10 protein-coding genes and 1 pseudogene are annotated in these 14,003 nt (G+C 34.1%); 9 read left to right on the top strand and 2 right to left on the bottom strand.

Annotated features, from left to right (window positions below; genetic code table 11):
- Window positions 1-123 (top strand): annotated as a pseudogene (locus ACNDLV_RS06405) (TIGR01906 family membrane protein); the annotation flags it as partial.
- 45 nt (window positions 124-168) lie between these two features.
- Here ACNDLV_RS06405 and ACNDLV_RS06400 read toward each other — a convergent pair.
- Window positions 169-1,020 (bottom strand): DNA-binding domain-containing protein, encoded by an 852-nt coding sequence (locus ACNDLV_RS06400; protein ID WP_006587703.1) that lies wholly within the window; start codon window positions 1,018-1,020, stop codon window positions 169-171.
- A gap of 264 nt (window positions 1,021-1,284) precedes the next feature.
- On the opposite strand from ACNDLV_RS06400, the gene argF reads away from it, so the two are divergent.
- From argF to ACNDLV_RS06375, 5 genes are all read left to right on the top strand, one after another.
- On the top strand, window positions 1,285-2,286 hold the full coding sequence (gene argF / locus ACNDLV_RS06395; protein WP_006586387.1) for an ornithine carbamoyltransferase: 1,002 nt from the start codon (window positions 1,285-1,287) through the stop codon (window positions 2,284-2,286).
- A 13-nt stretch (window positions 2,287-2,299) separates the two neighbouring features.
- The gene (gene arcC / locus ACNDLV_RS06390) at window positions 2,300-3,214 is read left to right on the top strand and encodes a carbamate kinase (protein WP_022091315.1); all 915 of its coding nucleotides are present in this window, start codon (window positions 2,300-2,302) and stop codon (window positions 3,212-3,214) included.
- Window positions 3,215-3,260: 46 nt separating this feature from the next.
- Window positions 3,261-4,487, top strand: coding sequence for an arginine deiminase (gene arcA / locus ACNDLV_RS06385; RefSeq protein ID WP_006586389.1), 1,227 nt, complete (start codon window positions 3,261-3,263; stop codon window positions 4,485-4,487).
- A 56-nt stretch (window positions 4,488-4,543) separates the two neighbouring features.
- Complete coding sequence (locus ACNDLV_RS06380) at window positions 4,544-5,962, top strand: basic amino acid/polyamine antiporter (protein ID WP_006586390.1); 1,419 nt, start codon at window positions 4,544-4,546, stop codon at window positions 5,960-5,962.
- A 116-nt stretch (window positions 5,963-6,078) separates the two neighbouring features.
- Window positions 6,079-7,506 carry a basic amino acid/polyamine antiporter gene (locus ACNDLV_RS06375; protein WP_006586391.1) on the top strand — a complete coding sequence of 476 codons (1,428 nt, stop codon included), beginning with the start codon at window positions 6,079-6,081 and terminating at the stop codon, window positions 7,504-7,506.
- Between the two features lie 95 nt (window positions 7,507-7,601).
- Here ACNDLV_RS06375 and gtfA read toward each other — a convergent pair whose 3' ends face one another.
- A complete protein-coding gene (gtfA, locus tag ACNDLV_RS06370; RefSeq protein WP_006586392.1) occupies window positions 7,602-9,047 on the bottom strand; it encodes a sucrose phosphorylase in 1,446 nt (481 codons plus the stop codon).
- Between the two features lie 141 nt (window positions 9,048-9,188).
- Between gtfA and ACNDLV_RS06365 the strand changes: the two genes are divergently transcribed.
- The 3 genes from ACNDLV_RS06365 to ACNDLV_RS06355 all read left to right on the top strand — a co-directional run bounded on the left by ACNDLV_RS06365 (window position 9,189) and on the right by ACNDLV_RS06355 (window position 13,979).
- Window positions 9,189-10,139 (top strand): LacI family DNA-binding transcriptional regulator, encoded by a 951-nt coding sequence (locus ACNDLV_RS06365; protein ID WP_006586393.1) that lies wholly within the window; start codon window positions 9,189-9,191, stop codon window positions 10,137-10,139.
- A 217-nt stretch (window positions 10,140-10,356) separates the two neighbouring features.
- Window positions 10,357-12,543: an alpha-galactosidase gene (locus ACNDLV_RS06360; protein WP_006586394.1), complete on the top strand. Its 2,187-nt coding sequence runs from the start codon at window positions 10,357-10,359 to the stop codon at window positions 12,541-12,543.
- A gap of 32 nt (window positions 12,544-12,575) precedes the next feature.
- Window positions 12,576-13,979 carry a glycoside-pentoside-hexuronide (GPH):cation symporter gene (locus ACNDLV_RS06355; RefSeq protein ID WP_006586395.1) on the top strand — a complete coding sequence of 468 codons (1,404 nt, stop codon included), beginning with the start codon at window positions 12,576-12,578 and terminating at the stop codon, window positions 13,977-13,979.
- The last annotated feature ends 24 nt before the right edge of the window (window positions 13,980-14,003 follow it).

Genomic DNA, 14,003 nt, shown 5'->3' with positions numbered 1-14,003 from the left:
AAACTATTTTACAGTCTCGATCCGATTATTAATGTCTTAACAGAAGGTTTTTTTGCAGCGTGTTTTTCAATATTTGGTATAATTTATGAATTATATTTTGCAAGATTTCTATTAAACAAATAAAAGCTATCGAGATGCATCAATTGATACATTTCGATAGCTTTTTGCTTATTTTTTAACGCGATAACTTTCTTGAAGTAGCCCATTAAAGAAATGTTGCAAAGAGATTTGAACAGGTTTAGCATTCTCACCATTTAATTTGCGCATTTCACTATGGATATTTCGATACTCAAATAAATTATTGGCATAATCTAATAAAATATCATTTTCTGGATAGTCTATGCACATATTAGCAAGGTTGCTGATTCCAACTTTAAGAGATCGTCTAATTCTTTGAAAGATAATTCGTTTATCATGTTCAGTAATATGTAAATCACGTTCAAAATTAATTTGTGAAAACTCAATATTTTGATCACACATAATATTACAAATTTTCATGATATCATCAATTCCTGCTTCAGCCGCAATTCCTAAAAATCTAAGTACTTGTGCAATATGATCAGTTTGCTCACGGTGCAAAGCCTGTGGCCGAGTGTAAGGAGCAATACTGGAGCTAGATATTTCATAAATTTGATTTAAGCGATTTAAAAGCATTGCATAAGAAGAAATTAGGCGAATCATTTGTCTGGCCTCGACTAAATTAAGAGGGGAAGCAATAATTAGATCGACGCTTGAATCATAAATATTTTGCATTTCTTGTGAAGATAGCTTAGGACAGATCATTAGAAATCTGGGCCGCGATCCAACATTTTTGAGTTTATTAATGAGTTCAAGCCCTTTCTCTTTTTCATCAAGATTGTAATTAATAATTAAAATGTCTATGTGTAATTGAATAATTTCGCTATAGGCACGATTACTTTCTCCAGCTGTTCCGACTACGATTGAATCATAGTCTGCTTCAATTAAGTTACGGAGATTATCACGATTTTCTTTATTTGGATCGACAATATAAAAGTTCATGGTTTATACCTCGTGAATAAAATTGAAATATAATGATGTACTTTGAAACAACACTTTTCAAAAAAATAATCATTTAAATATAAACATATTTTTAGTTAAAAGCTTATGTAAGCGCTATTAATATTTATCTATTACTAGAATAACACAAAAAGATAGAAAAAAATAAATAAATAAAGGTGATATCTGATGAAGTATTTTGAAAGCGGTTACTATAATAGAAAGTGAAAATAAATCAAAGAAATATTATCCAGGGAGGATATATCAATGGCTTTTAATTTAAGAAATCGTAGTTTTTTAACATTAGCAGATTTTAATACACGTGAAATGGAATATTTACTTAACTTATCTGAAGATTTAAAGAAGGCTAAGTATGCAGGAACTGAACAACAACACCTTAAGGGTAAGAACATTGCATTAATTTTTGAAAAGGCTTCAACTCGTACTCGTTGTGCTTTTGAAGTTGGTGCCAAGGATCAAGGCGCACATGTAACTTACTTAGGACCATCTGGTTCACACATTGGTTACAAGGAATCAGTTAAAGATACTGCCCGCGTTTTAGGTGGAATGTTTGATGGTATTGAATACCGTGGCTTTTCACAACGCTCAGCAGAAACTTTGGCTAAATATTCAGGTGTTCCTGTTTGGAACGGTTTAACAGATGAAGATCACCCAACCCAAGTTTTAGCTGACTTCTTAACTGCAAAGGAAGTTTTGAAGAAGGAATACCGCGACATTAAGTTTGCTTTTGTTGGTGATGGTCAAGACAATGTATCAAATGCTTTAATGCTTGGTAGTGCAGTTATGGGGATGGAATACCACGTTGTAACTCCAAAAGAATTGAACCCAGATCCAGAAGTTTTAGCAAAGGCTAACAAGATTGCTGAAAAGACTGGTGCCAAGATTGTTGTTTCAAACGACATCAAAGAAGGCGTTAAGGGCATGGATGTTATCTATGCTGACGTATGGGTATCAATGGGTGAACCTGACGAAGAATGGGAAAGAAGAATTAAGCTCCTTAAGCCTTACCAAGTAACTAAGGAAGTTATGGAAGCAACTGAAAATCCACATGCAATTTTTGAACACTGCTTACCAGCATTCCACAACTTAGATACTGCTGTTGCTAAGAAGATTAAAGATAAGTATGGTTTAAGTGAAATGGAAGTAACTGATGAAGTCTTTGAAAGTCCACAATCAGTAGTATTCCGCGAAGCAGAAAACCGTATGCACACCATCAAGGCTGTTATGGTTGCAACCTTAGGTGACTAAGGAGGAAAGTTTAATGAAAGTTGTTGTAGCTTTAGGTGGAAATGCCTTAGGTAAAACTCCAGAAGAACAATTAAAGTTAGTTAAGCAAACTGCTAAGTCACTTGCTGGTCTAATTAAAGCAGGACATCAAGTCGTTATTAGTCATGGTAATGGCCCACAAGTTGGGCAAATTAACTTGGGCTTAAGCTATGCGGCTGAACATGGTGAAGGAGCTAGCTTCCCATTTCCAGAATGTGGTGCCTTAAGTCAAGGTTATATTGGATATCATTTACAACAAAGTTTAAAAAATGAATTGCCAGATAAAGATGTTGCAACCTTAATTACTCAAATTTTGGTTGATGAAAAAGATCATGCATTTCAAAATCCAACTAAGCCAATTGGAAGCTTCTATTCTAAAGAAGAAGCTGAAAAGTTAGCTGAAGAAAAAGGGGTAACTTTCAAAGAAGATGCTGGTCGAGGATATCGCCAAGTTATTGCATCACCACTTCCGGAAAAGATTATTGAACTAAATTCTATTAAAACTTTAATCGAAAACGGCACAATTGTTATTGCTGGTGGTGGTGGTGGTGTACCCGTTATCAAAACTGAGAGTGGATTAAAGGGTGTGCCAGCTGTTATTGATAAAGACCGTTCAAGTGCTTTACTTGCTGATAATATTAGTGCAGATACGTTAATTATTTTGACAGCAGTGGATTATGTTTATGTAAATTACAATAAGCCAGATCAAAAGACATTGAAGGATTTATCAGTATCTGAAGCCAAGGAATATATTGCTGAAAAGCAATTTGCCACTGGTAGTATGTTGCCAAAGGTAGAAGCTTGCTTGAGCTTTGTTGAAAATCACCCAGAAAGAAAAGCAATTATTACCTCACTTGCCGGCTTAGATGATGCACTAGCAGGCAAGCTAGGAACAGTAATTCATAATTAAAACATTATTTTTATTAAAAATAGACTTGAGAAAAGGAGTGAAAGTAATGACTAGTGGAATTCATGTAACTTCTGAAATCGGAAAGTTAAAGACTGTTATGCTTCACCGTCCCGGTAAGGAAATTGAAAATATCACACCAGATTATATGGAACGACTTTTATTTGATGATATTCCATATTTGCCAATTGCTCAAAAAGAGCATGACTATTTTGCACAAACGTTGCGTGATCAAGGAATTGAAGTAATTTATTTTGAAAAATTAGCTGCTGAAGCCTTGGCAGATGAAAAGGTACGTCATGAATTTTTGGAAAGAATGATTGCCGAATCTGGCTATATTGCAGGAGCAACTAAAGAAGCTTTGATGGAATACTTGGGCAGTATGAATGTTCAAGATATGGTTAATAAAATTATTGAAGGTGTAAGAATTGAAGATGTTGAAATTAAAAATCCAGATCTTCAATCACTTTCAGAAGATACTGATTGGCCATTCTTAATGGATCCAATGCCAAATGCTTACTTTACTAGAGATCCACAAGCTTCAATTGGTAATGGTATTTCAATTAACCGGATGACCTTTAAGGCACGTCAAAGAGAATCTTTGATTACAGAATACATTATTAAGTATAATGAACGGTTTGCTGGTAAAGTTCCAGTATGGCGTGATCGTAACCATGCTACTCACATTGAAGGTGGGGACGAATTAGTTTTAAGTAATCATGTTTTGGCAATTGGTATTAGTCAAAGAACTACTGCTGATGCAATTCAAGATATTGCAAAGAACTTATTTAAAGATTCTGATTACGATACCATCATTGCTATCCATATTCCACATAATCACGCAATGATGCACTTAGATACTGTCTTTACAATGATTAATTATGATCAATTTACAGTTCACCCAGCTATTTTGAATGAAGATGGCAAGGTAGATAATTGGGTACTTCACCCAGGTAAAGATGGTGAAATTACCATTGAACACCACACTGACATTAAGGCAGTTTTGAAAGAAGCTTTGAACAAGCCAGAAATTGACTTAATTGCGACTGGTAATGGTGATAAGATTGTGGCTCCACGTGAACAATGGAATGATGGTTCAAATACTTTGGCAATTGCTCCAGGTGAAGTTGTAACTTATGATAGAAACTATGTATCAAACGATTTGTTACGTAAACATGGTATTTTAGTTCATGAAGTTCGTTCAAGTGAATTGTCACGCGGTCGTGGTGGCCCACGTTGTATGTCTTGCCCAATCGTACGTGAAGATATCGATTAAGGAGATAGCGAAGTTGGCCGAAGAGGCTACTTCGCTATTTTGCGTGAGGTGTAATTATGGAAAAAGAAAAAGGAATTAGCCGTGTTGAACTAATTGCATTGATAGTTAGTTCATGTATCGGGACTGGTATTTTTGGTATTACTAGTGATGTTTCGAAAGCTGCAGCACCAGGACCAGCTTTGCTTGCATGGCTGTTTGTTGGTTTAGGAATTTTAGCTTTAGTTTTATGTTTAAATAACTTATCACAAAAGCGTCCAGATCTTGAAGCTGGTATTTTTAGTTATGCTGGTGCAGGCTTTGGACCATTAGGTGAATTTATTTCAGGTTGGTCTTATTGGCTTTCAGCATGGCTAGGGAATATTGCCTTTGCGACTATGTTAATGAGTGCCATTGGTACTTTTGTTCCTCTGTTTGCTGGTGGTCAAAATGTTCCATCAATTATCGGAGCAATTATTTTTTGTTGGCTTTTAACTATTTTAGTTAACCACGGTGTAGAAAGTGCATCATTTATTAACTTTATTGGTACTATTTTTAAGATTGTCCCATTAGTGCTATTTGTTATTTTGATGGTAATATTCTTTAAAGGTGGGATGTTTACTACTGATTTCTGGGGTCAAGTCCTTAATAATATGTCTAAAGGAACTGTAACAGGTTCAATTGGTGAACAAGTAAAAGGTTCATTGATGACAATGATTTGGGTATTTATTGGCGTTGAAGGTGCGAGCGTCATGGCCCACAGAGCTAAGACTCGTAAAGAAGCTGAACAAGCTTCAATTATTGGATTTATTTTATTAGTCCTAATTTATGTTTTAATTTCAATCTTACCTTATGGTACTTTAACTCGTGCTCAACTTGCTAGTGCAGGTCAACCTGCTTTAGGATATGTACTTAAAAATGTAGTTGGACAATGGGGAGCTACCATTATTAACTTAGGTTTGATAGTATCAACAATTATTTCATGGTTGTCTTGGACAATGCTTCCAGCAGAAACTACAATGTTAGCTGCTGAAGATAAGGCAATGCCTAAAGTATGGGGAAAAGTAAATGCTAAGGGAGCACCAACTGCTTCGCTTTACATTACAGCGATTCTGCAAACACTCTTCTTGTTCTCACTTTTATTTACACAAGAAGCTTATGAATTTGCATATTCATTATGTACAGCTGCTATTTTATTCTCGTACTTGTTAGTTGGTTTGTATCAAATGAAGTTTAGTGCTGGTCGCAAGGAATGGGGACAATTCACTATTGGTTTGCTAGCAGCAGGCTTTCAATTGGCATGTATGTTCTTGGCTGGTTGGCAAGAAGTATTGCTAGTATCAATTAGTTTTATCCCAGGCTTTATTATTTACTACCAAGCATGTCGTGAAAATAGACGGTCAATTTCATTATCTGAGAAATTGGTAATGGGAGTTATTCTATTGTTAAGTTTGGTATCAATCATGTTTATTATGACTGGAGTAATTAAAATTGGCTAATTACTGAATATAACTTAAAGAAGAAAGTTCTAATTGTTTAGAGCTTTTTTTTTTGTTAGACAAATAATAGTTTAATCTGATAAAATGATTAATTATTTTATTATTTTTCAGAATAGGTGAGAACAATTAAAAAAAGAGCAATTGGAAAGCTAGAACTAGTTGCACTAATCGTTAGCTCATGTATTGGTGCAGGAATTTTTGGAATTACTACAGATATTAGTACAGCTGCCGCCCCCGGCCCTGCAATATTAGCTTGGTTATTTGTGGGGTTGGGAATTTTATTCTTAGTTTTATCATTAAATAATTTATCGCAAAAAAGACCTGATTTGGAATCAGGAGTATTCAGCTATGCCCATGAAGCATTAGGACCACTAGCAGAATTTATTGCTGGATGGACTTATTGGTTGTCTGATTGGTTAGGAAATATTGCAATTGCCACTATGATGATGAGTGCATTAGGAACCTTTTTCCCGATTTTTGGAAATGGGCAAACTATTGCTGCTATTTTATTTGCAATTGTAGTGGGATGGATATTAACTTATTTGGTTAATGAAGGAGTAGAAAATGCCGCTTTTATCAATACTATTGGAACTTTTTTCAAAATATGTCCTTTAATTTTATTCCTAATCTTTGTGATAATTTCTTTCAAAGCAGGTTTATTTACAGCTAATTTTTGGGGAAATGCATTTGATAACTTAAATGGTAGTTTTAAGGTTGGAAATTTATGGTCACAAATTAGAGCATCATTATTAACTATGATCTGGGTGTTTATCGGAATTGAAGGTGCAAGTGTGATGGCTCACCGGGCTAAAACAAGAAAAGAAGCTGAATTTGCTTCGATTGTAGCTTTTATTCTGCTGTTCTTGGTTTATGTCTTGATTTCTATCTTACCTTATGGGGTTATGACGCAAGCGCAACTAGCTAAAGCTGGTCAACCAGCTTTAGGAGCAATTTTGACTAAGCTGATTGGGTGGCCAGGAACAATTATTATAAATATTGGGTTAATTGTTTCTACTTTTATTTCTTGGCTGTCATGGACACTTTTACCTGCAGAATCTACAATGTTATTAGCAAGAGATAAAGTTTTACCACCGTTTTGGGGCAAAACAAATAAAAAAGGTGCGCCAAAAGATTCGTTGATTTTAACAGCTAGCTTACAAAGTATCTTTTTATTCTCACTTTTATTTACAAAGCAAGCTTATGAATTTGCATATTCATTATGTGTTGCAGCCAGTTTATTTACGTATCTATTCGTTTGTATCTATCAGATGAAACTAAGTCGAAAAGAAAATAATTGGGGTCAATTATTAATCGGATTATTAGGTGCGCTCTTTCAATTATGCTGTATGATTTTAGCTGGTTGGAAACAAGTTCTATTAGTTACAGTTAGTTTTATTCCAGGCTTTTACTTGTATTACAAGGCTAGGAAATATTATCAAAAAACAATTTCTCTTTCTGAAAAATTAGTTATGATATTTTTACTTTTGTTAAGTATATTGGCAATATATCTAGTAATTGCTGGTACGATAAAAATTAGTGGATAAGAAAAAAGCAGTCAGATGACTGCTTTTTTAATTGAGTTATAAAATTGGAAATAGGAAAATAATTAAACAGTTAGAATAATTAATGTAAAAAGAGATTAGTTGAAATCAACAGATTTACCATTGACTTCAACGCTGTATTCAAGACTTGCTAAATCAAGGTTTAACACAGCTTTTCTAGTCTTATCTTTGTTTTCACGAACAATTTGGATTTGGCTTTCGCTAGGAGTAGTAATATCGATGCTACCTTCTAAGTCAAAAGCTTCTTCTTCATTTCTGAAGCGTAATAAGTTAAGTAATTTTGCAACTACTGGACGCTTAACTTCGTCAGCTACTTCATCAACTTCATAGTAGTGACGGTTGATATTTCTACCTTCTTTAGTTTCTTCGAGTAACTTCAAGTCATTTTGACCAGCAAGTAATCCAACGTAGTAAACTTGTGGAATACCAGGTGCAAATACTTGAACAAGACGAGAAATGAAGTATTTCTTATCATCGTCACCCAAAGCGGAGTAATAAGTAGTATTAATTTGGTAGATATCGAGGTTGTGGTATTCAGCTGATGAATACTTACGTTTAACATTAGCACCAACCTTGTACAATTCATTAGTGGTCATGTCAATTTCATCATCAGATAAAATATCCTTAGCATCAACAACACCTAAACCATCATGAGTATCTAAAGTAGTAAATTGCTTCATTGGACTCTTACGTAGCCAGTCAGCAAGTCTCTTAGATTTACCATTGTAAAGTGAGTATAATAAGACCATTGGTAAAGCAAAGTCGTAAATAAAGTAACCGTGTTCACTTACTTTAAATGGATACTTGTAGTGTTCATGAATTTCAGGGAGAAGTTGAGCATCAGTACCCTTTAAGTCATCATTTGCTTCTTTAAGTAAGTCCCAAATTTCTGGTTCAACAAAGAAATCATTAGTATCAAGCTTTTTAACAGCATAAGCAAATGCATCTAATCTAATTAAGCTTGCACCATGGTTGGCTAAGTTAACTAAATTGTCTTTGACAAATTTCTTAGTTGTATCAGTTCTAATATCTAAATCAAGTTGGTCTTCACCAAAAGTATTCCAGATATTAGTTTTACTACCATCTGCAAATTCAATAGTTTGATATGGGGCACGATCTTTACGTTTGTAAATTAAGTCTACATCAGCTTGGGTAGGACGATTTTCTGGCCAAAACTTATCCCAGTTGAGGTAAAGATCTTTATATTTACTTTTGTCTTTATTTTTTACAAAGTCCTTGTAATATTCTGAGTGCTTGGATAAGTGATTAATCATGAAGTCAAACATTGTGTAGTACTTACTTGACAATGCTTCAATATCACTCCAGTCACCGAATTGATCGTCGACTTTATCATAAGTCATTGGTGAAAAACCACGGTCTCCAGCTGATGGGAAAAATGGCAAGATATGTAAACCACCAATGGCACCTTTTAAATAGTTTTCTAAGACGAAGTTTAGGTCTTTTAAGTTATGACCCATACTGTCAGGATAAGTGATTAACATCACTTTGTTTTGTAATTTCATAACTATTTACTCCTTATCATAGCGCTTTCAGTTGATTTTATATAAAAATTGTATACAATAGTTTTATAATATGAAACTATTTACATCTTTTTACATAAATTACATTTTTTACAGTGTTTATTAAGGGAATAGGATAAGATTATGAGCGCTAATATTAAAGATGTTGCTCGGGAAGCAGGAGTTTCAATTGCAACTGTATCAAGATTTATTAATCAAAATGGCTATGTAGCTGCATCTACTGCCAAAAAGATTGAAAATGCAATTTCCAAGTTAAACTATCAGCCAAAAAATGAAATACGCAAACCCTCAACTACTAAGGCGATAGGGATAGTATTCCCATCAATTAAGAATCCATTATTTTCTGAATTATTTACATATTTAGAAAGTAATTTAAAAAATAAGGGATATAATTGTACTTTGTTTATTGATAATAATGAAAATCATAAGCTGGAAGATTATGTGTCATTAATTCTAGATGGACAAATAAAAGGAATTATTAATAGCTCCCCATTAAAAATAGATAAGGTAAATTATCCAGGGATTCCGATTGTTACTTTTGATAGAAATTTGGGGCCAAATATTCCATTTGTATCATGTAATAATTTAGATGGTGGGTTTAAAATTGCTAAGGCAGTAGTAGAAAAAGGCTGTAAGAAGATTTTGATTTTATCTGGAAATCGTCAGGATTATTTCCCCATTACCGATAGAATTAAAGGAATGATGAAGGTTTTCAATTATCATGAATTAGAAATAAAAACTGCTTATACGGATTTTGAGGGATCAGAAATTGCCAAAAAAATTCAAATTGATGGATTGATAAAAAATAAAAAATATGACGCGATTTGTACAACAGATGATATAACGGCTTTATTCGTTAGAGAACAGGCTAAGTTAATCAACTATTCTCCAATTATTACAGGGTTTGATGGAACAAAATTTATAAATCATCTCTTTCCAGAATTGATTACAGTTAGACAGCCAACGGAAGAATTGGCTAATTTGTTAACAGAAATATGTTTGAATCAGATTGAAAATTATAAGGAAAATATTGAAAAGAAGTATATTTTACCCGTTGAATTGGTAAATAAATAATTTTTACTTACTTTAGGTCTTGGATTAATACCAAGACCTTTTTTATATAACTTTGTTTACTTAAAAAGCTATTTTTAAGTAAACGTTTCAAATGCTTTTATATAAAGAAAATTAGCCACTATTTCTATGAAGCTATTTAATGTAAGTGTTTACATAAAACACCAAAAGCATTAAGATGTAACCGTTAACAAAAATAAAGAAAGAAAAGGATTCGCTTATGATTTCATTTGATGAAAAACAAAAAGTCTTTAACCTCACAAATGCATCTATTTCATACCTTTTTTCTATTGAGGAAGGTGGATTATTAGGCCATTTATACTATGGTCCTAAAATTAGAGCATATCATGGTGAACGTTTCTATCCTAGAATTGATCGGGGGTTTTCTGGTAATTTACCTGATTCGTTAGATCGGACATATTCAAAAGATGATTTGCTCCAAGAATACTCCGGTAATAATACTGGCGATTTTAGATTGCCCTCCATTGTTATTAAGACCAAAAATGGTGCGAGAATGACGGATTTCCGCTATCAATCATATAAGATCATTAATGGCAAGCCTAAGCTTGAAGGTTTACCTCAAAGTTATGTTGAAAGCGATCAAGAAGCTCAAACTTTGGAAGTGACTTTACGTGATGATGTTATTAAGGCTGATTTAGTTTTAACTTACACCATTTACCGTGATCGTCCAGTTATCACTAGAAATGCTCGCTTAATTAATTGTGGTAGTGAAGCCTTCCAAGTTGAAAAGTTAGCTTCTATGCAACTTGATTTAACTAAGCAAAACTATGATTTAGTTTACTTACCTGGACAATATGGTGTTGAACGCCAAACAAGACGTAAGTCAATTGATCAAGGTATTTTTGAAATGTCTAGTCGACGTGGAGCTAGTTCACATCATATGAATCCTTTTGCTGCAATTGTAGATAAGGATACCGATGAATTTCATGGTAATGTTATGGCTACATTACTTGTATATTCTGGCAACTTTAAGATTAGTTTGGAAAGTGACCAAATTGACCAAATCCGCTTGCTTGTTGGAATTAATGATGACAACTTCAGTTGGAAATTAAATCCGGGTGAAAGCTTCCAAACTCCAGAAGCAATTAACGTTTATTCAACTAAGGGGCTTAATGGCATGACCCAAGTTTTCCATCATTTACTTCGTGAACGAGTAGCACGTGGCAAATGGCGTGACCGTGAGCGTCCAATCATTATCAATAACTGGGAAGCTACTGAAATGAACTTTGATGCTGCTAAGTTAGATCAAATAGTTGAGGAAGCTAAGCCACTTGGAATTGAAATGTTTGTCCTAGATGATGGGTGGTTTGGTCACCGGGATGATGACAACTCAAGCTTGGGTGATTGGTATGTCAATACTAAGAAAATTGACTTACATAAGGTGGCTAAGCAGACTCATGATGCTGGCATGAAATTTGGATTATGGTTTGAACCGGAAATGATTTCAAAAGATTCAGACTTGTATAAGACCCACCCAGACTATGTTTTACATGAACCGGGGCGTGGAATGACTTTAGCTAGAAATCAACTAGTACTCGACTTTAGTCGTCCAGAAGTTGTCGATAATATTTTTGATCAAATTTGTAAGATTCTAGATGATGTAGATATTGATTACATCAAGTGGGACTGCAACCGGAATTTAACTGAAGTTTATTCAGCTGCTTATCCAGCAGATCAAGAAGGTGAAATTGCTCACCGTCATATTTTAGGTGTCTACAGTTTAATGGAAAAATTGATTGAAAGATATCCAGATATTTTATTTGAAAGTTGTTCTGGTGGTGGTGGTCGTGATGATGCCGGTTTGCTATATTACATGCCACAATGCTGGCCATCAGATAACACTGATGCTAATGAACGTTTAAGAATTCAAGAAGGAACTAGTTTAGTTTATCCAATTTCTTCTGTTACTGGTCACGTTTCAGCGGTTCCAAATGGGCACACTAACCGCATTACTAGTTTTAAGATGCGTGGTGATGTCGCAATGAGTGCAACTTTTGGTTATGAATTGGATCCAAGTGCCTTAACTGAAGATGAAAAAGCTGAAGTGAAAAAACAAGTTGCCTTTTATAAGGAACATCGTAAATTGATTCAATTTGGTGATTTTTATCGCTTACAAAGTGCCTTTGCTGGTAATCACGTTGCTTGGGAATTTGTCAGCCCTGATAAAAGTGAAGCTTTACTATTTATGTATCGCAAGTTGAGTTCAGTTCGATATGAAATTGTAAACACTAAGATGTATGCCCTAGATCCTGATAAGAACTATCAAGATAGTGTAACTGGAAAAATTTATGGTGGCGATGAATTGATGAACCTCGGTTTATTCAGAAATCCTACTCATAAGGGTGACTTTATTAGTGAAGTTCATTACTTTAAAGCAGTTAAATAATTAAAACAATAATTTTTGGAGATAAAACCGTTATGCAAAAGTGGAAAAATACTGTGGCTTATGGTTTAGGTGCCTTTGGTCATGATTCATTTTATGGAATTTTGAACACCTATTTATTAATGTTTATTACCAGTATTATGTTCTCTGGTGGTGACAAGAATTACACTACTCACATGGTAGCTATTACAACTATGATTATTATGGTTGTTCGAATTATTGAATTAGTCCTTGATCCATTTATTGGTTCAATGATTGATAAAACTAATTCTAAGTGGGGAAAGTATCGTCCTTGGATTTTAGGAACTGGTCTAATTTTAGGTCTTGGTAGTCCATTCCTATTTACTACTATGAATGGGTTAGCAACTAAGAATGGTCACTTGTTCTTAATTCTATTCACTATCATGTTCTTTGCTTTATACATTGTATATGCATTTAAAGATATTTCTTTCTGGGGATTATTACCAGCAATGTCATTATCATCAGATGATCGTGGTTTCACTGCAACTGGTGCTAGAATTGGTTCAACTATTGGTGGTAATATTATTACTGTTTTATATGCAGTATTGTTAACTTATTTCTCAGGTTCAAGTAACTTTAATGAGCATGGTTGGTTTATGTTTGCATTGATTATTGGTTTAACTCAATTTGTAGGTGCGGCATTTACGGCATTTGGTACCAAAGAAAAGGCTTCAGTTGTTACTGATCAAAATCAAAAAGAAATTACTATTGGCCAAATTTTTAAAACTATCGGTACTAATGATCAATTAGGTTGGATGTCACTTTCATATATTATTTATGGATTAGGTACATCAATTACTAACAGTTTTATGCTTTATTACTTCCGTTATGTTCTTGATGCACAAGATAAATGGCAATATGTAGGTTGGCTAGGTATTTTTAGTGGATTTGTTTCAATTATTTCATATCCATTCTTGGCTAAATATTTTGGCCGGCGAAAGATTATGATTGGCTCAATGCTTACAATGGTTTTGGCATACATTATTTATTCATTTACTCAAAATGTGGCTATGACTCTAGTTGCACAACTTTTCTATACTTTAGCTGGACCACTTGTATTTATGGTTTTACTATTAACTATTGCTGATTGTGTAGAATATGGGCAATTAAAGACTGGCCACAGATCAGAAGCTGCTACTAGTGCAGTTCGTCCAATGCTTGATAAGTTTAATGGTGCCGTAACTACTGGTTTAACTGGTGTAATTGCTGGTATTGTGGGTATGACTGGTAATGTTGCTGCATCAAGTATTACAGCACACGATATCTTCTTGTTTAAGACTTTTGCCTTTTACATACCACTAGTTACTACAATTGTGGGAATGATCATTTTCATGGCTAAAGTTAAGCTGGATGAAAAGATGCACAATGAGATTGTTAACAAGCTTGCCAAGGATATTAAAGCAGAAAAAAATGAATAATTTGAAGCTAATAAAAAATAGAGT

It is taken from the genome of Lactobacillus fornicalis (assembly GCF_055362665.1).
The sequence above is the reverse complement of the archived record's forward strand: the minus strand, read 5'-3'. Positions and strand labels throughout refer to the sequence as shown.